Here is a 23,945-nt window from a genome sequence, read left to right as displayed (position 1 = left end):
TGCAGAATAAAGGGAACCCGCGGGCTCCCTTATTTGTTTAAAAAAAATAGGGCTGACTCACTTTTGAGACAGCCCCCTTATACTATTTTTTCTATGGTATATGATGAAGTATTAACCCGGACGTTTTCTCCTACCCCTTTGCCCATTAACAGGCTGCCCATTGGCGATTGTGGCGAGAGCGCAATTACAGTAACATCTTCAATAGTTATTTTTGGTAATGCCGCACTAATAAACAGATACATACCATTGGCTTTTACCAAACTGCCTAAAGAAGCCACTTTATGCAGTGCATTGGGATCAATTTTATCAAGCACAGCTTTTTGAGCCAGAAATTCCTGAATTTTGTGGTTGAGTTTTTCCTGTTCCAGGTGCATCATGCTAAGGGCAGTCTCATGCTTATCCCCTGCAGAGCCTTTGGCGTCGTTAGCAGCATCTTCGGTTAAGGCGGCTACCATATCATGAAAGGCATCCAGTTTATCTTGTACCTGCCGTTTGTAGTAGGATACTATTTTGGGTTTTAGGTTTTTCATTTATATTAAAACGTAAAAAGCACAAAGTTCCGGAAATTGCCTGGAACTTTGTGCTTATATTATTTCAGCAGGACAATATACTCCTAAAAATTAAATTTATACGATGCGCCAACCATAAACTGGAAGCCCTGCACCTGATAGTTTACCCATCTGTCATAATTCTGGCCTAAAATATTATTGAGCCTTACAAAGCCGGAAAGGCGCTCATTATATTTATAACCTACATGGGCATTTACATCAAAATAACTGTCTAATGTTACGGTTTGCTGACGAATGAGAATATCATCCGGAGGCAGGCTATCAGTAGTTGGATTTAAACCCTTCCTTTCCCCCACAAAAAATACATTGGTACCGGCATACCATTTTTCGGTTATATCCACCTCAAGGTTTGCACCTACTTTAATTTGTGGCAAGTTCCAGGCTTCTGCTTCTACATCGGTTGTATAGCTATTGAATTCAGCATTAATGCCACCCGTTACCTTATCAGAGAAATCAGCTTTTAGCTCCCCAAAGAAACTAACAGTTTTAAGGTTGTCATATACAACCCCAAATGAATTGGCATTGCCAAAGTTTGGAGCAGGATCTATCAACAGGAAACTGTTGTGTAAAAACATGGCCCTGTTATCTTCATTTTTATATGAACCCCTTATGTTATACGCTACTGTGCTCGCCAGTTTACCTTTTAAGCCTACATAAACATCATATTTTTGGTCGGTAGGTGTTATGTAAAGCGACGGCGCTACAAACGGATTCTGCCCTACAAAATCGGCATAGCTGTTTTGCTGCAGGGTCCCTTCTGCACCGGCATAGGCAATCATCAGGTCGTTTACTACTTTATAAGACGCTTTAACCTGCGGATAAACATATATCTTGTTATCGCTATTGTCATTTTGTTTTTGCATACTGTAAAAAAGCCCTACCCCTAACTGTACCGCAAAATCATCAGCGTTATATAAAAGACTGGGTTGTATACCTAAATTAAAATTACTGTATTTATTTTCTTCCCCTAAAAGGAAAGCACTTTGAGAAACGTAGGTATTATCAAAAGTTCCGCCTACATAATCGGCTACCACATCAACCTTAATTTTTTCATCCATTACATCAACATCAAAAGACGGCGTTACAAAAAAGCGGTTTTCGGCTGAATCATATCCATCCCAAAAACGTTTGTATTGCAGGCTGGCTTCATGGAAAAAACTATCTTCAACACCAACCCTACCGCCTACATAAGCGGTGTTATAAGTTTGTTTGGGATCTATATCTGCAATATATTCCCCGGTGTTTAAATCAGGAGTAAGCTCCAGTAAAAAATCCTGTGGCAGGCCATACCAGTTATATACCTGGTTTTGGTAACCGGCATCTAAATTCCAGTTAAACTCTTTCTGGCGGCTGCCATACGTTAAATCTATTGATGTATTGGCATAGTTATTATCAAGCCATACATCATTAATATCACCCTGAGATGAAAGGTGGCGCAGCATACCGCCAACATATTGTGAATTTTCAAGCTCCTGCGTAACAAAAAGCTCTGCATTAACAGTACCGTAATTACCCACACCCAGCGTGGCATAATTGCTAAACAGTTTTTCCTTTGGCTCACGCTCTACAGAAGCAGCCCTGCCTTTCTCCGGGCTAAAAGTTGATGCTACCGGATATGAAAATATATTATACTCAATATTTTTCTTTTGGGTATTTTCATCATCCTCTATAACAGGGGTTTCTTTCACCTTAAAGGCATCAGATACGGTTGGGGTATACGGTTTTACTACGTTTACCACCTCTGTGCCAATGTTTTCGTCTTTCTTTTGGGCAACTACAGTCTGTATTCCTGCTATTGCCGTTATAAATGCTATATATTGAAACTTAATCTTCATGGCTGTTACTTAGTTTTGGATGGATGAATTACGTTTTGCTTCTTCGGCTTTTATTGTGTTGAGCGCATTTTGTGCTTCTTCCACCACATCAGGATAATCGGTAAAATTTTTAATCACACTCTCCAGTATGTAAGTTGCCTGAAAACTGTCTTTAAGTCCGTAAAAGTTCTTGGCCATAACTACAAGGCCTTTGGCTCCAAAGTATTTGTAACCAGAATAGTCTTTAGAGAGTTTTTGCACCACATCATTAGAGGCTTCATATTTACCGTCTTTATTTTTAAAATATGCATCATAATACAAGGCTTCTGCAGCAAGCTCGCCTTTTGCCATGGTAAGCAGTTTGGCATAGGCCGCCCTGGCTTTGGTTTCGTCATTTGTTTTTATGGCAGAGCGTGCAATAATAATCTGCGCATCACTTTTTACCCTGTCTTCGGTTTTGGTATTAGCCAGTACTTTTTCGGCATATACTACTGCATTAGCATAATCTTTTTGCTCATAGTAGCTTTTCATCAGGTTACTTTGGGCAAATGTTACGTTTTGCGGATATTCAGCCTCGGTTTCAAGGCGTTTTAACACCGGTATGGCCTTAGCCTGATCATTATTTTTAAGGTGTATCTGCGATAGCCTTGCCAGCGCCTGCTCTGTATATTCACTCCTTGGCTTAGAAATTACAAATTCATAATGCGGAACGGCATTGTTTTCCAACCCGTCTGTAAAATAAGCCTGTGCCAGGTAAAAGTGCGCTTTTAGTGATGATATACCGTTAGGAAACTTAGCGACATAGCTGTTAAGCGAACTAATGGCCTGTTTGGTATTGTTTTGCAGGTATTGTTTTTCGGCAGCCTCAAAAGCGGTATTATCAAGGTCAGTATCACTTACATCTACAAAACCTAATGTTTTTACCCAGCTTGCATACTCATCAGTACGGCCGCTGTCAACATAAATAAGCCTTGCGGTACTTACAGCTTCCATAGCTTCGGGTGTGTTTGGAAAATCTGCCACCACCTTTTTAAATTTTTCCAGTGCTTTGTTATCATTCTCTGCATTGTAATATATAAGCGCCTGACGCATAAGCGCACGGCTCACATAAGAGCTTTCCTTATAGCCGTTTATAAGCTTATCATAGGTTTGCAACGCCTTATCGGTCTGGTTTACGGTTACATAAGTATTACCCAGTTCGTATAAAGCATCATCTGCATATTTAGATTTCGGGTAGCTTTGCACAAACTTGGTAAGGTCTTCTATTTTACGTTCATTACGGTCTACAAACCCATAGCTGATACCTTTCTGGAACAATGCATAATCAGCATCAATGCCATTCATTGAAATGGCTTTGTTATAAGCTTCCATAGCGGGCCAGTATTTAGCCGATACAAAATAACTGTCACCCAGGCGAAGCAGGGCATCGTTTAGCCTTACGTTATCATTTTTGGCATTATCCACATATTCCTGAAAAAACTTAGCTGCCTGCTCATACTCTTTCAGTTTAAAATAGGTGTAGCCAATGTTATAGTTTATGTTTTTATATTCCGGTGTAGATTTAGCCTCGCTAAAACCTGCAAACTGCTTAAAGCTTAGTAAGGCATCATTATATTGACCTAAAACATATTCGGTTTCGGCTTTCCAAAATGTGGCACGGGCAGTAAACCGGGCATCGCGCTGCTCAGCTATAGATTTTTTAAATAACCCCAGTGCCTCCTGGTAGTTACCATCAGTATACAGCTCCATACCCCTGTAAAACGTAACTTTTTGGTAAGCCAGCCTGTTTTCCGGGCTCTTGTTATTTTCTAAAAGCACCAATGCCTCTTTATAATTTTTAGAGGTAATGTAAGAGTTGATAAGTAAAGTTTGTATCTCCTGTTTAAATGGCGTAGCCGGATATTTTTGCATAAATGAATTTAGCACCTCTGGTACACTCTGGTAGGGGTTACCTATTTCATAACTCAGCTTAGCGTAGTTTAGCCAGGCATCTTCCTGTATTTTGGGTTCAAAATCCATTTCAGAGGCATTCTTAAACGCATTAAGCGCCTGCTGCTTTTTACCTGTTTTTAAATAACTATCGCCAAGATGGTAATAGGCATTTTGCGCTACGGCATCTTTACCACTAATAATTTTATTAAATTCAGCAATAGCATTTTCATAATCGCCCTGTTTGTAATAAGCATATCCTAACTGGTAAAAATCAGTATTGGTCCAGCGGCCTTTTTTGCCCCGGTATTCTTTAAGGTACGGTATGGCTTTATCATACTGCCCAAGGTTAAAATAACTCTCACCTATAATTTTAGAAAGTTCTGATTTTTCCTGGGGGCTGCTTTTGGCTAACTGGGGTTCGCCCACTTTAATGGCTTTATTAAAATCACCTTCCTTAAAAGCCATATCTGCCTGAAAGTATGATAATTTTTCGCTGTATTGCTGCTGGTCTTCCACCTGCTCAAAATACTGGCTGGCTTTTTTATAATCATCGCCCTCATACGCCATAAAGCCAAGATAATATTTGGCCTGTGTGCCGTATTTTTCGGAATTTTTCACTTTCTCCAGGTACTTATCAGCATTCTTTTTATCACCGTCGCTAAAATAACTGTACCCTTTCTGGAAATTATACTTATCACGATCAGTATTACCCAGGCTGCCCTCATTAACCTTATCATACCACTCCAGCGCCTGTTTGTAATGGCCCTGGCTAAAGTGGTAGCCGGCAACTTCTACATATGCCTGGTTTTGTTTGGTATTTGTGGGGTAATCTTCCACAAAATCCTCCATAAGCGCATCGGCATTTTTCTGGTTAAGCTTTACCGCGCAACTCGCAATATAATAAGCACAATCAGCCTGTACTTCCATTTCGGTATTTTCTTCTTTCGATTTTTCAAAAAGAATTTGTGCCGCCTGGTATTGTTTATCATTATACAACATAACGGCTTTATCAAAATCTTTAAGCTGGTGTGTGTAAATGGTTGATTGCTGTGCCGAAAGCCCCATAGCCCAAAACGGCAGGGAAAGCAGCAGTGCCCGGTTGATTATACGCATATTGTTATTTGTTTTTTAGGTAGCCAAATATACCAATTCTTATTTTTAATTAACGGGAATTTTTCCCCTTTTAGTATAGCCTGTAAATTATGTACTGTTTACAGTTATGCCGCCAAACTTACAAATTAGTGCTTGGGCAACCCCGCCGTTTTAACCCAACTTTAACCATTATAGCAACTATTTTGCCGCCCGTAAAATAAATTTTGAATACCGCTGTTTACTTATTACTTTTACCCTTATAAAACCGTAGCAAAACCATGCAGCCTGTTCTCACTTTAAAAGATGTAAACGTATACCAGGGCAACAACGCCGTACTTACCAATATAAACCTTGAAGTTAAACCCGGGGAGTTTATTTATATTATAGGTAAAACAGGCTCTGGAAAGAGCAGCCTGATGAAAACACTCTATGCCGACCTGAAACTAAGGGAAGGAGAAGGTACGTTTGTAGATTATGACTTAACCAAGCTACGTGAGCGTGATATACCCTACCTGCGCCGCAAAATTGGTATTGTGTTTCAGGATTTTAAACTTTTGCCAGACCGCAACGTATATGACAATCTTTTGTTTGTGCTGAAAGCAACGGGCTGGAGTGAAAAGCGCGAAATGGAGGTTAAGATAAATGAGGTGCTTGATAAAGTAGGCATGAAACACGCTGTTACAAAAATGCCGCACCAAATATCAGGTGGTGAGCAGCAGCGTATAGCCGTGGCACGCGCCCTGCTTAATGACCCCGAAGTAATACTGGCAGATGAGCCTACGGGCAACCTTGACCCTCAAACCAGTGTGGAGGTTATGCAACTGTTACGCGAAATTAACCAAAACGGCAAAACTATTATTATGGCAACGCATGATTATGCCCTTATAATGAAATTCCCCACCAAAACCCTTAAGGTTGACAGCGGTACGCTTTTTGAAGTAGTACAGAGAACCATTTAAACATGTTTTATAAACTACAGGCACTGCTGTTAAAAAGGCCAATACTAAGCATTGTAGTTTTTAATAGTATCAGCAGATTTATTATTGCCCTGTTTTACTGGCATGTTACCATTTTTCCTGATTCGGGAGATTATATAGCATTAACAGACCGGTTGCTTAGTGCAAGCGTAAGCGGTTATGAAGGGTACAGGACACCGGGCTACCCGCTCTTGCTGGCATTGGCAGGAAATATATTATGGCTTGCTGTTATATATCAGGTAATATGCGGTATTGTTACAGCCATATATCAATATAAAACAATAGTACTTTTAGGATTTAACAAAAAAACAGCGGTATATACAACGCTGTTTATGAATGCTTTAATTCACGTAGCTTTTTATGAGTTTGCAATACTTACCGAAGCATTTACCCTGTTATGCATCACGCTGTGTTTCTACCATATTTTTAAAATATTTATAAATAAAACAGGCATTGCGCATATACTTTTTACAAGCCTGCTGTTAGGCTGGCTGGTATTAATAAAACCGTTTTATATTTTTATACCCTTTCTTGTATATGCCTTATATACGCTTAAAGATTTCAGTTTTAGAAGAGTTATTAATACCTGTTTACTACTAACTGTATTTCCGCTTATAGCATTTTTGGGATGGTCTTACCTAAACAAACACAACACGGGCTATTTTACCTCAACAACCTATTTCGGAATTAATTTAGCGCAAATGTGTGTTTATTTTGCAGAGGATGCCCATGATGAATATCCGATTATAAGCGATGTATATGTAAATTACCGAAAACAGGTTATACAGCAAAATGAGGATGTTGCCATGACTATATGGTTTGCCCGGGAAGAACTACAGCAAAAAACAGGTCTTACTTCTATACCTGACCTTTCTAATGAACTTGCAGGGTTTAGTAAAACGGCCATTAAAAATAATCCGGGAGCTTATCTTAAACAAGTCTTTTTATCGTGGCGTGAATTTTGGTTTAGTGCAATGTATTGGAATTATCAAGATTTTAATATACCCTACAGTAATAAAATGTTTACTGCGCTATGGCGGGCACAACAGTTTGTAATAATAATTCTTGAAATTGCATTTATACTATTGATAATACCCTATTATCTTTTTCAGTTTTTTGTAAAAAGAAAAATATCATTAGGGGCTATAGCCACGTTTATGGTTTTTGCAGCATCTGTACTCCAGGCTATGGTAACGTTTGGTACCAATTCCCGCTTCAGCTATCCTTTTGAGCCTTTACTCTTTATTAGCCTGCTACTTTTTTTTAAAGAAAAAATACGTATAGATTAGTCTTTATTTTTCTCTTTACCGTCTTCTTTTCTATATACATGAGGATTTTCTACAATACCTTTTTTAAAAACCTGCCTAATACCCATCCTAAGTGCAGTATCTGCCTGTAGCAATACATCGGTAACTTTATCTTCGGGCCTGCCCCTGAAAGAAGTTACATGAAAGGTATCATCTTCATGCACCGGATTTTGAGAAAAATAATAATTAGAGATACAGCAGCGGTATCCCTGATGTGTAACTGGCGAAACAGAGTGTAAAGAGTGGTTATGTGTTGCCATTACAGCGAGCCTGTTAAATTTGCTGTGTATGGTTATTTGCTTTTGCTTAATCCCGCCAGGCCATAGCTCCAGATTGCCTCCATAAGGCTCCTGCCAGTGTGGTGTTACATAATACAGCAGGTTAAGCACACGCCACAGCTGCCTGTCTTTATTGTGTGAGTTATCAAGGTGAGGGTTAAGAAATTGCTTGTGCCCCATCATAGAGATTCCCCCGGCATACAGGTGCTCATCGGGTTCAATACCTTTAAGCCCGCAAATTTCGCCTACAAGCGTAACAATTTCAGCATCCTGAAAGGCATAAATTATCTCTTCGAGCAGTGGATTATATTTATTCATCTGGGCCGCCACATATTTATCCTCCCGAAGGCTTTTTTTAAGAACCATTTCGGCTGCCTTGGGAAAAGACGTATAAATTTCTTGAGCCAACTCCTCCGGAAGCAGGTCATCTATAAAAAAATATCCAATAGCGTTACGGCTGCTGTTATATTGCTGTTTTAGTATTTCCTTGTTTTCAAAAAGCTTGTTATAAATCGCTTTGCTGTACGCCTGCCTGTCCATACTTAATTAGTTTATCCAAATATACAGTATATGCCCTAATACTAAAATATTTATTACGGAGTTTGTACATTTGCTTAAATTTAATAAAATGCTCTCCATACTTATACCGGCTTATAATTATGAGGTAATGCCACTGGTTAGTAGCCTGTGTAAGCAATGTATTGAAAGTAATATTATATTTGAAGTTATTGTTATTAATGATAGCCCCGGCTTACCTGTAAATGGTGAGAACAATGGTGTTACAACACTTAATAACTGCAGGCTGATACAAAATGAAAGTAATTTAGGCCGCACTGTTACGCGTAAATTACTGGCAGAATCGGCCAAATATAACACCCTGCTTTTTCTTGATGCCGATGTTAAGTTACCAGATAATTTATTTATAAAGCGTTACCTTTCGTATATAGGTAAAAACAGTGTAGTTATGGGTGGGTACAGCTACGAAAAACAGCCTCCAGCCCCTGATAAAATGCTACGTTACAAATACGGTAAACAACGTGAACAAAAAGAGGCTGCTATACGTTCACAACAGCCTTATGGAACTATTTTTAGCGGTAACTTCCTTACTCCCAAACATATTTTTTTAGAAAACAATTACCAGGATAGCCAAAACCTGTATGGCCTTGATAATTATTTTAGCTATAAATTGTTTAAAAATAACGTAGATGTTGTTCATATCAACAACCCTATACTCCATTTGGGGCTTGAAAATAATGAAGTGTTTTTTAAAAAATGCCTGCAATCAGTACAAAACCGTAAAAATTTGCTTGTAGATGAGCCTGATGCAGAAAAAATAAATTCACTCATCCGCCATTACATCACTTTAAAAAAATACAGAATAGATAAACTTATTGGAGTTGGTTTTAAAATAACCGAACCACTTCTTAAAAAGATGATCTTTAAAAAAGACCCCAGCCTTTTAGCACTTGATATTTACCGTTTGGGTTATATTTGCCATATAAAGTAAAAAATGTACCGTTTAGCAAAAAAAATAGTCTCTAGTATAATATCTCGCAGGCAGCTAATGCATATAGAACCCGCAATAAGGCAGGTGTATGCGCTTGCCTATAGTGGTAGCAGCCACAAATGCCCAGTTTGCAATAAAAAATTAAGCAAGTTTATCACACTACCCAACGGCAATTTATTATGCCCAAAATGCGGGAGCCTTAACCGCGACAGGCGCCTTTGGCGTATACTTACTTCAGGATTTTTAAAAAATGGCATTAAAATATTAGACTTTTCCCCTTCGCGTTCCCTTTCCCGTAAAATGAAAAAACAACAGGGTTTAGTATATATGAGTACCGACCTTTCTGGCCATTTCCTGTCAGATTTTCAGTTTGATATTACTAACATAAATTTGGAAGACAATTTTTTCGAACTCATAATCTGCTATCATATTTTAGAACATATAGAAAATGACACTACCGCAATGGCAGAATTATTACGTGTGCTAAAACCGGGTGGAAACGTTATAATACAAACCCCTTTTAAAGAAGGCGATATTTATGAGGATTTCACCATTACAAGTCCTGAAGAGCGCCTGAAGCATTTCTTGCAGGATGACCATGTAAGGATCTATTCTGTTAGCGGACTAAAAGCACGTTTAGAAAATGCGGGGTTTAGCGTAACTGCAGATGTCTACCCCGAAGATAAATATTATGGGTTATTAAACAATGAAACTGTACTAATAGCTACTAAAGCATAAGTTAATGCCTATATTCTCTATCGTCATACCACTTTATAATAAGGAAAAAGAGATAAGGCAAACCCTTTCAAGTGTTTTTGCCCAAACATTTAATGATTTTGAAGTTATTGTAATTAACGATGGCTCTACAGATGAAAGTGAAAAACAAACACTTAGCTTTAAAGACCAAAGGCTGAAATATTTTGTTACAGAAAACAGGGGAATATCCGCAGCAAGAAACCTAGGGATAGAAAAAGCATCGGCGTCCCTCATCTCTTTTTTAGATGCGGATGATTACTGGTACCCCAACCATCTGGAAACACTATACGCGTTGCATAGAAATTACCCTCAAGCTGGTATTGTAGCAAGTAACTATGAGTTTTTATTGCCTGACAATACTGTAAAAAAAACTATTTTTAAAAATATACCCAATGGTTTTAGTGGTATTGTAGAAAATGTATTTGCCATTAGTATGAATGACAGGGCTTTATGGACAACAGCGGTAGTCGTAAAAAAAGAAGTTTTTGAAGCTGTAGGAAATTTTGACAACAGTATAACACTGGGTGCTGGCGAAGATACCGATATGTGGATACGCATTGCCCTGAAATATCCTGTGGCATACACCAAAAAAGTTACCACACAATATAGGCTTGGGGCACAAAACCGTGTATCACACTCGCAAACTTTAAATAGAAAATTCTCCCGGCTGGATAAATTTAAAGCTGAAGAAGCATATAATAAACCGCTTAAAAAATATTTGGATATGTACCGTGCATCGTATGCATTTAAACATAAATTAGCAGGAGACCATAAAACATTCAGGTTTTATTATACTGCTATTGATACCAAAAACCTTTCTGCTAAAACCCGGATGCTTTTATGGCAACCGGCCTTTGTACTCCGTTTACTGCATTACTTAAAAACACATTTACGTTATAAAAAAGTTTATATAGACATATATAATTAACTAAACATTTTTCCACTTTACAAAGTCTTCATATTCTCTTATATAATCGGCCTCATCATAAACATCCTGCGCAATAACAAGGCAAACAGCACCCGATGAAAAATTTTGCAGTTCTCGCCAAAGCCCCTTTACAACATGTAAGCCTTTAGAGGGCCTGTTAAGGGTATACGTTTTTTTTTGCTTACCGTCATCTAAAATCACGTCAAAACTACCGCTAAGAGCAATTAATATCTGTTGCTGGTCAATATGGGCATGCCCTCCCCTCTCTGCCCCCCCGGGAACATCATAAAGGTAATAAACACGTTTAAAATCATAAGGCAGGCTGCCATGCTGTACAAAAGCAAGGTTACCCCGGGCATCTTCAATCACAGGGAAATCTATAATTTTTATATCGTTTATCGTAGTTGTCATTTTTCTGTCAGGTTTAAAAGTTGTTTTCGCCCCTTTAAAGCATTTTTTATGCAAAAGGGAATTTGAAACGGTGTTATTACACGGCCTTTTAGATGATACATAAGCTGTATGCCTACCCATAAAAAAAATTGTTTATCAAATATTTTTTTTAAGTATGCCCCCCTTATGCGGTATACTTCGCTTATGGCTATATTATCACTGTCTTTAACGGATTTATGGGTAACTATTGTTTTGGGGACAAAGCTCACCTGGAAACCGGCTTTATGCAAATCATTTACAAATATAGGCTCTTCGCCCATAGAGAAAAAACTGCCCAGGCCGAATAGTGCATTAAATATAATACCAGACTGTTTAACGCGTTCAACATTCAGTGCTATTTCTATAGACATGGTATTAAGGCGCTGCATAGCATTCATATTTTTCACAGCATGCCGGGTATATTTTCTAAAAAGCTTCCCTTCAAAAGCAGCTGCGCAAAATTTTATCAAAGCAGCGTCGGGAAATGCATTAAAAGCAGTATAAATGGTTTCATCAAAGCCCTCTTTAAATATTACATCATCATCTGTCATAAGAGCTATTTTGCCTCCTGCATTCGCTAAGGCCAGGTTTCTACTCTTAGAAAGTCCCTTTTCAAAAGAATTTATAACCCGTATGTTGACATATGGTGACTGAAGAATATTTTCTTGTGTGGTCTGGTTTATGATGAGAATTTTAAATTCAGTAAAATGTGTAAATGGGAACATTGGTGTTAAAAAATCAAGACTGTCCCTGTTCATGGTAGATAACAGAATTTCGATATCTGATTTTTTAAATGCTTGTGCCAATTGTTTTATATTTACAGCAAATATAAAAATTTAAGGCTGCCTTATGAAAATACTTCTTATAGGCGAATACAGCAGGTTACACAATTCATTAAAAGAAGGGCTTGAAAAATTAGGGCATAGCGCTGTAATTGTAAGTACAGGTGATTCCTTTAAAAATTATACTACCGATTATAATGTTGCTGCCCGATTTACTACTAAGCCCGGAAGTATTTTACTTTTAAAAAGAGTACTCTATAAAATTTTCAAACTTGATATTACTGCCGTTGAAAGGGCGTGGCGTTTTAATAAAATCCTACCCTTGCTAAAAGGGTTTGACTATGTACAGCTAATAAATTCAGACGCATTAGAATTGCCTCCATGGCTGGCTAAAAAATTGTATAAAAAGTTATTTAACCAAAATGGTCCCTTAAGCTTATTGGTATGTGGTGACGACACTCCTGTTGTTGAATATGCTTTAGAGGATAAGCTAAGGTATTCTGTACTTACACCTTATTTACAGGATAAAAGCCTTATGCCCCATTTTTTATTTACACTTAAATATACAACAAAGCCTTACAGAGATCTTTTTAAATTTGTTTCAGAAAAAGCACAGGCAATTATTACATCAGATCTTGATTATGAAATACCTATGCAGGCAATGGGTTATACAACCCGTTTTATTCCCAACCCTGTTAATACAGATACAATACAGTATTCAGAACAGGAAACCGACACCCGTATAGTGATTTTTTTAGGTATAAATAGGTTGAGTTACTTTAAAAAAGGAATTCATTTTTTTGAGGAGGCGCTAAAAATTGTAAAGGAAAAACACCCGGAAAAAGCGGAAATAATTATAGCAGAAAATTTGCCTTATAAAGACTATATAGATAGTTATAACCGGGCACATATAGTATTAGACCAGGTATATGCTTATGATCAAGGCTATAACGCGCTTGAAGCTATGGCAAAAGGGAAAGTAGTATTTACCGGAGCAGAAAAAGAATTTACAAAACATTATAACCTAACTGAACCAGTAGCCGTAAATGCCCTGCCAAATGCCCAAGCCATTGCAAAAGAACTACTATACTTTATAGAACATCCGGAAGAAATTAAAGCGATAGGCTGGCGTGCCCGTGCTTTTATTGAGCGGGAGCACAATTACATAAAAGTAGCCTCTGCATATTTAGAAGCATGGAAACAAGCAAACCAAATGCATGAATATAAAAACTAAAAATATAAATCCTTTATATTCTGTACTGCTGTGCCTGATAGTGGTTGCCCTGCTTATAGATTTGGGCAGCGGTGTCTGGTTTTATAAAAAAACTATTGCTTTTACTATAGCAATGCTGCTACTGCTGTACATAAATTACAAATGGTGGTTACCTGCAATACTCTCATTAGCTGCCTATATTATTACAGAAGCAACAAAATTTCCCAGGCTGGCAAACCATAGTAATTTGGAAACGGGTGTATTAATAACTATACTTTGCATTGTAATTTTAAAGTTGCTTGGCTATAAACTTAAAAAGCCACATTCTGCTGAAATAAGTTTTATTTTAAGGCTTATATTAATCACCATTTATTTTATTGCAGGTTTCCATAAACTGAATAGCGGCTTTTTTATGACAGAGGGCAGCTGTATTAAATCAGTAAATATATTTTTCAGCCCACTGCTTCTTGGCGATACTTTTATTACCTCACCTACAGTATTACGCCTGATGCAAATTAGTACAATACTTATTGAGATGGTGCTACCTTTCGGGTTGCTTTTTGCTAAATCAAGAAAATTTGTTGCTTGGGCACTCGTGATGTTCCATTTTTACCTTTCGTTATGTAATTTTTCAAATTTTAGTGCATTTGCCGGTTTTCTGATTACTGCCTGCATACTGGATTTTTCAAAAAACAATATTCACTTTAAGCTTATCCGCGCACTAAGAATATATATAGCTTTTAGTATACTGTCAGTTATCATTTCGTATATAATAAGGAGGTACCAGCTTGTAAACTCTGACCTGTACAGGATGTGCAATGGAGTTATTTTTAACATAGGTTGGGTATTGTTTTTTGTGACCTTACTAAAAGATAAAGATATTTTTGATAGGGAAAATAATGTAATAAAACTTTCTGCAAAACAATTTATACCTACTGTGGTAATACTTCTTTGGGGAATGCAAAATTATGTAGGACTTTCCACCACAGGAAATTTAACTATGTTCAGTAACTTAATAACTGAAAAAAGCCGTACCAACCACTATATTATTAATACCAGATACACCAAAATATGGAATTTTGAAGAAGATTATGTAACGGTATTAAATATGACCGGTACTCATACGGACAGAAGTAATCTTGTAAACTACGATATTCCTCTAATCGAATTTAAATTCCGTATGAAAAGACTGATACAATATAGGAAAGATAAAATTAGCTGTACAATATTATATAGAGGCCAAAAAATTTATATTCCTGATATGTCTAAATCAAAGTTTAGCCAGACAAAATGGTGGTACAGATTTATTCAGTACAGAAAAATACCACATGATGGCACTAATGAATGTATGTGGTGAAATTAAAAAAGCTTTTTCCTAAATATAAAAGCCAATACAACAAAATATACAAAGTAGGTAAACATATGTGCCATAACAGCGCCTTCGCTTCCGTAATCAGGTATCAGTAAAGCACAGCCTGTATAAAGTATTGCGAAAGAGAAAACTTCGGTAGCCAGATAGGCTTTTATCATTTTTTTTGCAAAAAATTCCTGGCCCAGTATCAGGCTGCAAACCTTAAAAAAATCGCCTGCTAACTGCCATGCAAAAAGCTTATGCATGGGTAAAAAGTTATCGCTGAAAAGCAGGCCAATTATAAAATATCTCAGCAGATATACTGCCACAAGCCCGGCACCAAATACAGGTACAATTATTTTATAATAACTCCTGAAAATAGATTTGGTATGCTGAATTGTAGTACCCTTAGACAGTTGTGGTAAAAAGTAAACGGTTAGCAGCGTGGTTACAAACATAAGGTAAAATACAGAAATTCGGTTAACAGCCTCCCAGTATCCTGCTTCGTCAGCACCGTGGTTATCAATAATCATGTTACGTATTGATATAAACACAAAGGGCGCCATAATGGCTGTAAAAAGCGCCATAAGGCTATAAGAAGCCAGACTTTTTAAAATAGGGATGCTAAAATACTTTTTATGTAAAAAGTGAAAGCCACCTAACAACCGGTATAGAGGATAAAAAGAAAAGAAACATAAAATAACAGGACTTAATATGAGGCCTAAAAATGCCCCTTTTATATTATATTGCCATATTAATATTGCCGAAAGGGCTACACCGCCAATATTTGCTGCCAGGTTTAAAAGTATTACTTTTTTGTATCTTCCAAGTCCGTTAAGTACCGACATAAATAATATGCCTCCGGTATAAAACGGCAATGCAATACCAAGTATACGAAATACCCACGCATACTCATCCGTACCGTTAAAAACCCATTGGCTGAGGTATGCGGCAGGGCCTACAAGTACCAGTAAACATATAACTACTGCAACACCAACAACCAAAAAAGATGTAGCCAGCGATTTGTAAAGATTTTCACGCTGGCGCTCATACTCTGCGGTATATTTTATGATACCGTTTTGCATGCCAAGCATAGAAAAAGCATCTACCGAACTAAGAAAATTCCGAAGGCTGCCGGTAAGGGCCATACCGCCAGGGCCAATAAAAAGGGCAATCATTTTACTTGATATCAACCCGGCAAGTATACGTATGCCTATATTCAGCGTATTTAACGATGAAAGTTTTACTAAAGAGTTTGCGAATATCTTTTTAAACAGCGCCAATAACCACTTTATATTAATACGTTATCCAGCAAGGTATAATTAGCTGTATCTACTTCATAAAAATCCTGAACTATGGTACGGGCACCATAACTCTCTTTCCAGAAATTTAAACCATAATTGAGCTTTTTTCCCTGTGCTTCATTAGAAGTTCCAAAATCTATATATTTTTTATCCTTATAGATCTTAGTTATCAATTCATAATATAAAAAATCCAAACTGCCTGTTTTACCTTTATCATTATTGCCCGAAATGTACTGCGCGTGGGCTACAGTATCGGTTTCAAAAATTACAGTTCCTGCGGCTATTCCTTTTTCATCTTTAACCACAAATAATTTTATAGTATCAGGAAATTTATTTTTTAATTGTATTATCTCCTCTATACTATGAACAGGCTTAGCGTTATGCTTATGCTGAAGGTTAGGAAGGAGTACATCATTCCAAAAAAAATGATAATCAGTACTTTCTTCAACTTTAAAATTGTTTAACTGTCCTTTTTTAACCCCTTCTAAACGGTTAGCGGCAATTTTAATAGCATATTCATTTTCTATTACCGACAGTGTATCTCGCCTTGTCAGTTTGGCTTTACATAAAAACAGCGCGTATTCAAATTCCTGAGCCGGGGCTATGTGATAAATAGAAGGTATGGTTTTAATATGAATTTTTCTGACTTCGAAACTGTTAAGGCAATTAAGTATTGCCCTAACAATTTCAATTACTCCCGGTAACTTAACTTTAAAGTCAAGCACCAAGCCCCCATACGTAAGCCCCCAGTGAGAATACAATTCGTTATTATTTATATGGGCCGGTAAAAGGGCAATTATTTTGGTGCCTTTAAATACTATAAGCGAATAATCTTCAAAACGGTCGGCATGGTATTCCATAAAGCCACGGTTAAATAAAAATGTACCGTTTTTAGAACGTGCTACAAAATCATTCCATACGCTGCGGTAACTGCTGTCATATTTTACAATACTATACATGTATTATCCTCTTTTTTCCATTACCACCTTTCCATTGTCATCTATTCTTTTATATAGTCCTGAAGGTTTAAGCATTTTAATATAACTATCGTCTTTCTGGAGGTTATCAAGGTATTTTTTATCTTCTGCCAAATAAGAAAACACTGTACGGAACAAATTTACCGATGTTTTTAACTGCCCGTCATATGCTGTATGCTCCGGGTTATTCCATTTTATAGCGGCCATAGCGCCAAAAACCGACTTAACCAATACGGGATTATCCACGTTATATTCGCTTTGTAACGTATATTCAAAACCAACAAACCCTCCGTGGTCTGCTGCTATTATTATAATACCCTGTGGGTCTTTAGCTGTTATAAATTTAATTTCATTTCTTAGCCACTCGTTGGCCTCTTGTAACCTCTGTAAATAGCTCTTCCTTTCTTCTTCTGCGCCTAAGCTATAAACTTCTAAACTGCAAATATGACTAGGCAACATCCGTTCAATAAAATAAAAATTTCTTCCTTTTTCTGGTTCAAAAGCGTCTTTAAAATCTGCTCCAACATTACGTACATCTTCCCAACCATCTTTTATAAAAGGAATACTACTGTACTCTATATTACAATAATCATAACCTAATTTCGGCCTATTCATTACCATATAGGGCCTGTCTGTTATAAAATGAGTTCTATAACCATTATTTTTTAATGTTTTTATCACTGCATTTTCTCCAACTATAACTTCTCTTGCCGCATAAGTGTTTATATCTTCAGGTATATAATGATGCTTCATGCTGAACATAGATGAATTGGATAGCAAAGTAGAAAAGTAATTGGAACGGAAATCGTTATACAACGTAAAACCATTTTCTTTTAAAAAGCCTTCAAAAGCGCTGTTATCAAAATTATAGTTGTTATCCTGCAAATTGGCAAAACTGGCATAGCCATCGGGCTGTATGTAGTATATATTAGGTTTATGTTTAAATACAGCGTGCTCTATATTGTCCGGCTGTTCTTTCCAGCTGTCAGATGATGTTGCAACAATATACCCTACCTGTAAAATAGGTATCAGGTTAAACAGGCTCATAAAAGCTATCAGTAAAACAAATACTTTATAAAAGCGCGCCCATTTTAAAGTCAGCAACCCAAAAATTATTATTACCGCTGCAAATATGGGCCGTTTCCATTCGCCCAGCCAGCTGAGCTGCAATATGTAAAACGAAAACAGTACCGGAATGGAAATAAATAAAAAATGCTTTTTGAATTTACCTTTTGCCACACGGGCAAAAACACTGTAGCCAGTAAATAAAATAAATAAAGGTATTATTATATAATAGGCCGAAAAAAACAACAATTGTATCCAGCTATTGGCAAGGCTGAAGTTTTTGCTGTAATAATAGGTTAGTAAATAAAATCCTATAACAAAAGCAGCAATTACTGGCGCATCCTTAGGTGAATTTATAAACTGTATTATTTTTTGCCTTAATTTTTCCATCAGGTTATTTGCGTTGTAACAGGTACATAGTTCTGCTTGTATTGGGTATTTTTTCTTTTTCTATAACGGTATAAAAATCAAGGTAATCCTGCTCAAAATTCCCTATACTATAATAGTCAAAATACTCCATAAATTCACGCTTACTTTTAAGCAGAAAATCTACCCAGCTATCATCCCTGTCAGGAAATTCTATGATGAGATAAGGGGTTAACGAAGTAAACATTTCGGCCGACATACTAAAAGGCACATTACCTGTAAGCGATATATGGTGTATGAGTGCAAGTGCAAGTGCTACATTATAATTATTGTCAGCTATACGTTCCTGCAATGGCAGCCGCTCTTTGTTATTAAAGCCTATTCCAGGTGCGGGGTTTAGCAGGTCGCTCACCAGGGGGAGTATAGTATGTTCTTTGTTTTTTAATACCTGCTGATAGTTATAATCTACCGCATTAGGGTCTATGTCTATAACCAGTATTTCATGGGCATCATTTTTCAATTCTCTTGAAAAAGTTCCGTCATTCCCGCCAAGGTCAACTACTTTTTTTGCATTTATCTGGTGGCACCATTTTTTTACAAGTTGCTTTTTATAGTCAAAAGCGGCGGTGTCATAGTTAGTAATACTGTAATAATTGTTCCACTCAGTTGCTTCTTTAAGCGTAAGGTCTTTTATATAACCGTATAAAGCATCAAGTATCTTTAGCTGTGCCTCTTTAGACACGCTTACTTTTTTCTCTTTTGTATTAGTGCCGCTGCTAAACTTACCTTCATACTTAGCTGTGAGATATATATTAGTATATAATACGGGACTAAACCTGGCTTTAAAAGGTAATAATTTAACCACTTTGTCCAGGGGCATACCATCTATATACTGCTGTAATTGCTTAAGCATATCATTGCCATAATATTTAGCCAGTACAAGCGGCGCCAGAAAATGCATTAAAAACTGTTTATAAGCACGCCAGGGCTCCCCTTCTTTATAACTATCAAAAGAAAGCGTATCAACAAAAACAGGTGCCCCCTTGTAAAATGTAATATTAAAAGCAGTAGCATCTTTAAGGGTATAGCCATTCTGCAGGCAATATTTTTGCAGTTTCAGGGTATGCAGTGCGGCATGTTTATATTGGGTAAAGCTCCACTCGTAAGGATATGAAAAAAAAGGAATCTTTTTAGCCTCCAGTATAATCTGGTTGTTGTCTGCGCTAACTTCCTTGTGGGGGATTAAAAGCTTTTTCTCAAACAGCTTTTCATAAAAACCACTACTTTTCAAGGCATTATACTGATTAAAGTAAATGGGGTTTATATGCCTGCATACCTCGCCGCCGCTAACTGATATGTAGCCGGAAGGGTCCCTGAAAGATGAGGCGTGCCTATTTATTTGTGTCATCGGCATCATCTTCAACATCTATATCGCCCATAAGGTCCTGCTCCTGTTTTTTTCCAAAGGCCGACTTAATACCGTTTACTATTCTTTTGTAAAAAAGCGCTATCCCTGCACCCGCAGCAGCCAGTACCTGTACCACCAACGCCCCGGTGCCGGGATCAAAGTATAAAAATGGGAATTTCATATAATTTTTTTAAAGGGTAAAAATAACAAATAATTTGGCATTAGTTTAACAACGGCCAATAATACTGATTGTTGCTACGCCTATTAAAATATTGGGTGTTGCCAAATATTGCTTATTTTTAAAAAAAATTTAATGTGAAGCTAAAAACACTACTGATATTAATTGTTGCTTTTTCAATGCGCTGTACAGCTCAGCAAATAGAACTTTATGAACAGTTTGCAGGCCGTTATGATTTTTTGTTTTTTGGCAACACCTTAAATCAGGGGGAAAATGGCACAGGTTTACCGTGTACTATTAACACCTCATCTAGCGCCACACTTGCATTAGGGACTGATGACATATTGCTGGCTGCTTACCTGTATTGGGCAGGGTCTGGCTCAGAATATCCTGAGATTAGCCTGAACGGACAAACCATTGCGCCTGAGCGTACTTTTGCATTAAACTTTAGCGACCGTGATTATTTTAGCGCTTTTGCTAATGTTACAACACTTGTTGAGCAGCAGGGTAATGGTACTTATACGGTAGCCAATTTTGACCTCACCGATATTATAAATGGTGATACATCTGATAACCTGTACTGTTCTAATGCTACTAATTTTGGAGGGTGGGCTATTGTTGTTATATATGAAAATAACAATCTCCCCCTTAACCAGCTTAATATTTATGATGGTTTGCAAAATGTTCCAGATGAGGTTAACATTACACTACCCAACCTTAATGTAATTGATAATCAAGGAGCTAAAATAGGTTTTTTAGCCTGGGAAGGTGATAAATCTTTAGCAATAAATGAAACCCTGCGGATAAATAATAATATTTTAAGCAACCCTCCTTTAAACCCTGCTAATAATGCCTTTAACGGCACCAACAGTTTTACAGGCTCTGATACGCTCTATAATATGGATCTTGATGTTTATGATATACAAAACTACATAGCTGCAGGCGATACTTCTGCTGAGATACAGCTTACATCCGGCCGGGACTTTGTTATGATAAACGCCATTATTACCAAACTGAACAGCCAGCTGCCAAATGCCACTGTAACGGCTGAAAATATTACAAGGGATTGCAGAGAAAATAAACTGGTTTTTAATTATACTGTTTACAACACCAACAGTACCGATGTTTTACCCGCAGGTATACCCGTAGCCATTTACCTGGATGGGGTACTGCTTGCTACTACACAAACCCAAAATGCACTCGCTATAGGCGAAAGCGAGCAGGGAACCATTACAATAAACATACCCGCTGACTATGCTATTGAAGGCGAAATTACTTTTGTAGCAGATGATACCGGAAACGGCACGGGCATAGTGCTGGAAACGGATGAAAATGATAATGCCTACACACTAATCACTAACCTATTGTTTTTACCGGAAGCAGTGCAACCTGAAGATATAACCGTTTGCCTTGATGCAGAGGGTATAGCGCTGTTTGATTTTTCGGCGTATGAGCAAAGTCTTAAAAATAATGATTATGAAACGGTTACATTTTATCTTTCAGATGAGGATGCACGAGCGGCCAATAACCGTATTTATAATACCGGTTCATTTGCCGCTGATGAAAATCCGCAGCAGATTTTTGTACGATTAGATAACGGCAGTTGTTTTGTAACCACTTCTTTTTTACTTATATCAAAAAAATGCCCACCAGTGGTGTATAATTATGTTACCCCGAATGGCGATGGCTATAACGACACCTTTTATATTGAAGGGCTGCGTAATATCTTCCCAAATTTTAAAATAAGTATTTATAACCGGTGGGGTAACCTGATATGGCAGGGAAATAACGATGTGGAAGACTGGGACTGCGTATCCAGCGAACAAAAAGTGGGAGCATCCGGCACTATGGTACCCACGGGCACCTATTATTATGTATTGGAGCTTAACGACACTGATTTCCCTGAGCCTATAGCGGGGTGGGTATATGTAACAAAATAAATTTCACTCAATAATTTCACTCCCTTTTTACATACTCTGGGTATAATAATTATAATCTTTTAAAATAGTGTCTACAAAAGCTGTCGGGCTTTTGGAAACTGATTTTATGCCCGTAACGTTTTCAATTTTTCGTTGCAGGCGTTCCATCATATCAAAGTCGGCCTGCTGGTAGCTGGTTTCATAAGTTTGTTTAATAATACGCATATCATTATCAGACAGTTTAATAACCAGTGGATAAACCGGCGTATAAGTATCATCTAATTCGCGTAATATGGTGTGGTCTATTGTTACATCATTTTTCAGGGTAATTACCGCAGTACCTGCTGCCAGGTCGCCCAGCCGGCGGGCATCTTTATTTACCGCCATAGCTATAATGCCTACAATACTCATTGGTGGGGTAACCTCCACAATCCTAAATAGCCATCGTACCAGATAATCACTAAAACCAGCTTGGTAGCCATCAATTTTAATCACTTTAATCTTCATTACTTTTTTACCTATAGTTTGCCCGTCTAAAAAAGTTTCTAAAAGCAGGGCATAAAACATCATAGGCAGCCATGCAACCCCGATTATAGCTCTTTGAGACCAGGGGTCTAACGTATCTAAATAATCGTTTATACCCAGATACCTGAATAACAACTGGTACACCACAAGGTTATAGGCTATAAAAATTACAATATCCAGCAAATAGGCCACCACCCTCTGGCCCACTCCGGCGGTTTCAAAATTTATATTAACATTTTGTGTTGTTGTTATGGATAGTTGTGACATATTTTATATTTTTAGGCCTACTATGAGAGAGGTTGCTTTTATTAAACAAAATAAACAAAAATGGCTTGAATTTGAACAGGCTATTTTTGGTAAAACTAAAAAAAATCCTGATGAGCTGGCAAGCCTGTACATACATTTGGTTAACGACCTTAGTTTTGCACAGACTTATTACCCTAAAAGCAAGTCGGTTATCTACTTAAATAACCTTGCCGCACACACCTACCAAAAAATATATAAAACCAAACGGGAGGAAACTAACCGCGTAGCATGCTTTTTTAAGACAGAAGTACCCCTTATTGTATATCAAAACCGCAGGTATATACTATATGCCTTTATCCTCTTTTTTGTTTTTACAGCCATAGGCACTATTTCTGCTGTGCATGACAGCTCTTTTGTACGCCTTATAATGGGCGATGGCTATGTAAACCAAACACTTAAAAACATTAAAGAAGGTAACCCTGTTGCCGTATATAAAAGCGGTAGCAACTGGGGTAGCGCCATTGGTATAACGCTCAACAACTTAAAAGTTGGTGCCACCTCATTTATACTTGGTATATCAGGTGGTGTGGGTACCGCATGGATATTAATGCAAAATGCCATTATGCTAGGTTCCTTTCAATACTTTTTTTATGAGCAAAATGTATTTTGGGCCAGCGTACGCGGCATATGGATACACGGCTGTATGGAAATTTTTGCTATGGTAATAGAGGCCGGCGCAGGACTTATTATTGGTGCATCTATACTTTTTCCTAAAACATTTTCAAGGGTAGAATCGCTAAAAACCGGATTTAAAAACGGGCTTAAAATATGGGCAAGCACCCTGCCTTTTACCTTTGCCGCCGGCATGCTGGAAGGTTTTGTAACACGCTATTCGCCCGATATGCCTATAATACTTAACTTATTTATTATATTTAGCACTTTAGGCGTTATTTCGTGGTATTACCTTGTTTATCCGTTTTGGGTAAACCGTAAACTGAGAAACACAATAACGGCAAACTAAC

At 37.5% G+C, this 23,945-nt stretch carries 21 protein-coding genes; 9 read left to right on the top strand and 12 right to left on the bottom strand.

The window, feature by feature from the left end; all coding sequences use genetic code 11:
- Positions 1-77 precede the first annotated feature (77 nt).
- The 3 genes from ABS766_RS15245 to ABS766_RS15235 all read right to left on the bottom strand — a co-directional run bounded on the left by ABS766_RS15245 (position 78) and on the right by ABS766_RS15235 (position 5,428).
- Positions 78-530, bottom strand: a complete 453-nt coding sequence (locus tag ABS766_RS15245; RefSeq protein WP_408086058.1) for a hypothetical protein — start codon at positions 528-530, stop codon at positions 78-80.
- Positions 531-613: 83 nt separating this feature from the next.
- Positions 614-2,404, bottom strand: coding sequence for a TonB-dependent receptor (locus ABS766_RS15240; protein ID WP_408086057.1), 1,791 nt, complete (start codon positions 2,402-2,404; stop codon positions 614-616).
- 9 nt (positions 2,405-2,413) lie between these two features.
- A complete protein-coding gene (locus ABS766_RS15235) occupies positions 2,414-5,428 on the bottom strand; it encodes a tetratricopeptide repeat protein (protein WP_408086056.1) in 3,015 nt (1,004 codons plus the stop codon).
- Between the two features lie 257 nt (positions 5,429-5,685).
- Between ABS766_RS15235 and ABS766_RS15230 the strand changes: the two genes are divergently transcribed.
- Entirely contained in the window at positions 5,686-6,366 is a 681-nt protein-coding gene (locus ABS766_RS15230; protein WP_408086055.1) for a cell division ATP-binding protein FtsE, read from the top strand.
- 2 nt (positions 6,367-6,368) lie between these two features.
- Positions 6,369-7,673, top strand: a complete 1,305-nt coding sequence (locus ABS766_RS15225) for a hypothetical protein (RefSeq protein ID WP_408086054.1) — start codon at positions 6,369-6,371, stop codon at positions 7,671-7,673.
- Here the strand turns inward: ABS766_RS15225 and ABS766_RS15220 are convergent.
- Complete coding sequence (locus tag ABS766_RS15220; protein ID WP_408086053.1) at positions 7,670-8,509, bottom strand: 2OG-Fe(II) oxygenase; 840 nt, start codon at positions 8,507-8,509, stop codon at positions 7,670-7,672. The genes ABS766_RS15225 and ABS766_RS15220 overlap by 4 nt on opposite strands.
- 88 nt (positions 8,510-8,597) lie before the next feature.
- On the opposite strand from ABS766_RS15220, the gene ABS766_RS15215 reads away from it, so the two are divergent.
- From ABS766_RS15215 to ABS766_RS15205, 3 genes are read left to right on the top strand one after another with little or no spacing between them, the layout of a single operon-like run.
- Positions 8,598-9,476, top strand: coding sequence for a glycosyltransferase family 2 protein (locus ABS766_RS15215; RefSeq protein ID WP_408086052.1), 879 nt, complete (start codon positions 8,598-8,600; stop codon positions 9,474-9,476).
- A gap of 57 nt (positions 9,477-9,533) precedes the next feature.
- Positions 9,534-10,214, top strand: a complete 681-nt coding sequence (locus ABS766_RS15210; protein ID WP_408086051.1) for a methyltransferase domain-containing protein — start codon at positions 9,534-9,536, stop codon at positions 10,212-10,214.
- A 4-nt stretch (positions 10,215-10,218) separates the two neighbouring features.
- Positions 10,219-11,160 carry a glycosyltransferase family 2 protein gene (locus tag ABS766_RS15205; protein WP_408086050.1) on the top strand — a complete coding sequence of 314 codons (942 nt, stop codon included), beginning with the start codon at positions 10,219-10,221 and terminating at the stop codon, positions 11,158-11,160.
- Here ABS766_RS15205 and ABS766_RS15200 read toward each other — a convergent pair whose 3' ends face one another.
- Together ABS766_RS15200 and ABS766_RS15195 are read right to left on the bottom strand one after the other, a co-directional pair.
- A complete protein-coding gene (locus ABS766_RS15200) occupies positions 11,161-11,571 on the bottom strand; it encodes a sugar 3,4-ketoisomerase (RefSeq protein WP_408086049.1) in 411 nt (136 codons plus the stop codon). It abuts the gene before it with no gap.
- The gene (locus tag ABS766_RS15195; protein ID WP_408086048.1) at positions 11,568-12,395 is read right to left on the bottom strand and encodes a glycosyltransferase family 2 protein; all 828 of its coding nucleotides are present in this window, start codon (positions 12,393-12,395) and stop codon (positions 11,568-11,570) included. Before ABS766_RS15195 ends, ABS766_RS15200 begins: the two co-directional genes overlap by 4 nt.
- A gap of 43 nt (positions 12,396-12,438) precedes the next feature.
- On the opposite strand from ABS766_RS15195, the gene ABS766_RS15190 reads away from it, so the two are divergent.
- A complete protein-coding gene (locus ABS766_RS15190) occupies positions 12,439-13,605 on the top strand; it encodes a glycosyltransferase family protein (RefSeq protein WP_408086047.1) in 1,167 nt (388 codons plus the stop codon).
- Positions 13,589-14,941: a hypothetical protein gene (locus tag ABS766_RS15185; RefSeq protein WP_408086046.1), complete on the top strand. Its 1,353-nt coding sequence runs from the start codon at positions 13,589-13,591 to the stop codon at positions 14,939-14,941. Before ABS766_RS15190 ends, ABS766_RS15185 begins: the two co-directional genes overlap by 17 nt.
- A gap of 2 nt (positions 14,942-14,943) precedes the next feature.
- Here the strand turns inward: ABS766_RS15185 and ABS766_RS15180 are convergent, their stop codons facing one another.
- Genes ABS766_RS15180 through ABS766_RS15160 form a run of 5 tightly spaced genes read right to left on the bottom strand, consistent with a single transcriptional unit; the run spans position 14,944 to position 20,236 of the window.
- Positions 14,944-16,218 (bottom strand): O-antigen translocase, encoded by a 1,275-nt coding sequence (locus ABS766_RS15180; RefSeq protein WP_408086045.1) that lies wholly within the window; start codon positions 16,216-16,218, stop codon positions 14,944-14,946.
- An 8-nt stretch (positions 16,219-16,226) separates the two neighbouring features.
- Complete coding sequence (locus tag ABS766_RS15175) at positions 16,227-17,198, bottom strand: GNAT family N-acetyltransferase (RefSeq protein WP_408086044.1); 972 nt, start codon at positions 17,196-17,198, stop codon at positions 16,227-16,229.
- 3 nt (positions 17,199-17,201) lie between these two features.
- On the bottom strand, positions 17,202-18,671 hold the full coding sequence (locus tag ABS766_RS15170; RefSeq protein WP_408086043.1) for an alkaline phosphatase family protein: 1,470 nt from the start codon (positions 18,669-18,671) through the stop codon (positions 17,202-17,204).
- Between the two features lie 4 nt (positions 18,672-18,675).
- Entirely contained in the window at positions 18,676-20,055 is a 1,380-nt protein-coding gene (locus ABS766_RS15165; protein WP_408086042.1) for a methyltransferase domain-containing protein, read from the bottom strand.
- Positions 20,039-20,236 carry a hypothetical protein gene (locus ABS766_RS15160; protein ID WP_408086041.1) on the bottom strand — a complete coding sequence of 66 codons (198 nt, stop codon included), beginning with the start codon at positions 20,234-20,236 and terminating at the stop codon, positions 20,039-20,041. Before ABS766_RS15160 ends, ABS766_RS15165 begins: the two co-directional genes overlap by 17 nt.
- A gap of 176 nt (positions 20,237-20,412) precedes the next feature.
- On the opposite strand from ABS766_RS15160, the gene ABS766_RS15155 reads away from it, so the two are divergent.
- The gene (locus ABS766_RS15155; protein ID WP_408086040.1) at positions 20,413-22,173 is read left to right on the top strand and encodes a T9SS type B sorting domain-containing protein; all 1,761 of its coding nucleotides are present in this window, start codon (positions 20,413-20,415) and stop codon (positions 22,171-22,173) included.
- Positions 22,174-22,200: 27 nt separating this feature from the next.
- Here ABS766_RS15155 and ABS766_RS15150 read toward each other — a convergent pair whose 3' ends face one another.
- On the bottom strand, positions 22,201-22,944 hold the full coding sequence (locus tag ABS766_RS15150; protein ID WP_408086039.1) for an RDD family protein: 744 nt from the start codon (positions 22,942-22,944) through the stop codon (positions 22,201-22,203).
- Positions 22,945-22,966: 22 nt separating this feature from the next.
- Here ABS766_RS15150 and ABS766_RS15145 point away from each other — a divergent pair, with 22 nt between their 5' ends.
- Entirely contained in the window at positions 22,967-23,944 is a 978-nt protein-coding gene (locus ABS766_RS15145; protein ID WP_408086038.1) for a stage II sporulation protein M, read from the top strand.
- The last annotated feature ends 1 nt before the right edge of the window (position 23,945 follow it).

The sequence above is a fragment of the Flavobacterium rhizosphaerae genome (genome assembly GCF_046000445.1).
Classification (GTDB): domain Bacteria; phylum Bacteroidota; class Bacteroidia; order Flavobacteriales; family Flavobacteriaceae; genus Flavobacterium; species Flavobacterium rhizosphaerae.
The sequence above is the reverse complement of the archived record's forward strand: the minus strand, read 5'-3'. Positions and strand labels throughout refer to the sequence as shown.

Bases quoted from the DNA above. Each gene is read 5' to 3' on its own strand.
- ABS766_RS15245 (WP_408086058.1), bottom strand. From the start codon at position 530: ATGAAAAACCTAAAACCCAAAATAGTATCCTACTACAAACGGCAGGTA.
- ABS766_RS15240 (WP_408086057.1), bottom strand. From the start codon at position 2,404: ATGAAGATTAAGTTTCAATATATAGCATTTATAACGGCAATAGCAGGA.
- ABS766_RS15235 (WP_408086056.1), bottom strand. From the start codon at position 5,428: ATGCGTATAATCAACCGGGCACTGCTGCTTTCCCTGCCGTTTTGGGCT.
- ABS766_RS15230 (WP_408086055.1), top strand. From the start codon at position 5,686: ATGCAGCCTGTTCTCACTTTAAAAGATGTAAACGTATACCAGGGCAAC.
- ABS766_RS15225 (WP_408086054.1), top strand. From the start codon at position 6,369: ATGTTTTATAAACTACAGGCACTGCTGTTAAAAAGGCCAATACTAAGC.
- ABS766_RS15220 (WP_408086053.1), bottom strand. From the start codon at position 8,509: ATGGACAGGCAGGCGTACAGCAAAGCGATTTATAACAAGCTTTTTGAA.
- ABS766_RS15215 (WP_408086052.1), top strand. From the start codon at position 8,598: ATGCTCTCCATACTTATACCGGCTTATAATTATGAGGTAATGCCACTG.
- ABS766_RS15210 (WP_408086051.1), top strand. From the start codon at position 9,534: ATGCATATAGAACCCGCAATAAGGCAGGTGTATGCGCTTGCCTATAGT.
- ABS766_RS15205 (WP_408086050.1), top strand. From the start codon at position 10,219: ATGCCTATATTCTCTATCGTCATACCACTTTATAATAAGGAAAAAGAG.
- ABS766_RS15200 (WP_408086049.1), bottom strand. From the start codon at position 11,571: ATGACAACTACGATAAACGATATAAAAATTATAGATTTCCCTGTGATT.
- ABS766_RS15190 (WP_408086047.1), top strand. From the start codon at position 12,439: ATGAAAATACTTCTTATAGGCGAATACAGCAGGTTACACAATTCATTA.
- ABS766_RS15185 (WP_408086046.1), top strand. From the start codon at position 13,589: ATGAATATAAAAACTAAAAATATAAATCCTTTATATTCTGTACTGCTG.
- ABS766_RS15175 (WP_408086044.1), bottom strand. From the start codon at position 17,198: ATGTATAGTATTGTAAAATATGACAGCAGTTACCGCAGCGTATGGAAT.
- ABS766_RS15170 (WP_408086043.1), bottom strand. From the start codon at position 18,671: ATGGAAAAATTAAGGCAAAAAATAATACAGTTTATAAATTCACCTAAG.
- ABS766_RS15165 (WP_408086042.1), bottom strand. From the start codon at position 20,055: ATGACACAAATAAATAGGCACGCCTCATCTTTCAGGGACCCTTCCGGC.
- ABS766_RS15160 (WP_408086041.1), bottom strand. From the start codon at position 20,236: ATGAAATTCCCATTTTTATACTTTGATCCCGGCACCGGGGCGTTGGTG.
- ABS766_RS15155 (WP_408086040.1), top strand. From the start codon at position 20,413: ATGCGCTGTACAGCTCAGCAAATAGAACTTTATGAACAGTTTGCAGGC.
- ABS766_RS15150 (WP_408086039.1), bottom strand. From the start codon at position 22,944: ATGTCACAACTATCCATAACAACAACACAAAATGTTAATATAAATTTT.
- ABS766_RS15145 (WP_408086038.1), top strand. From the start codon at position 22,967: ATGAGAGAGGTTGCTTTTATTAAACAAAATAAACAAAAATGGCTTGAA.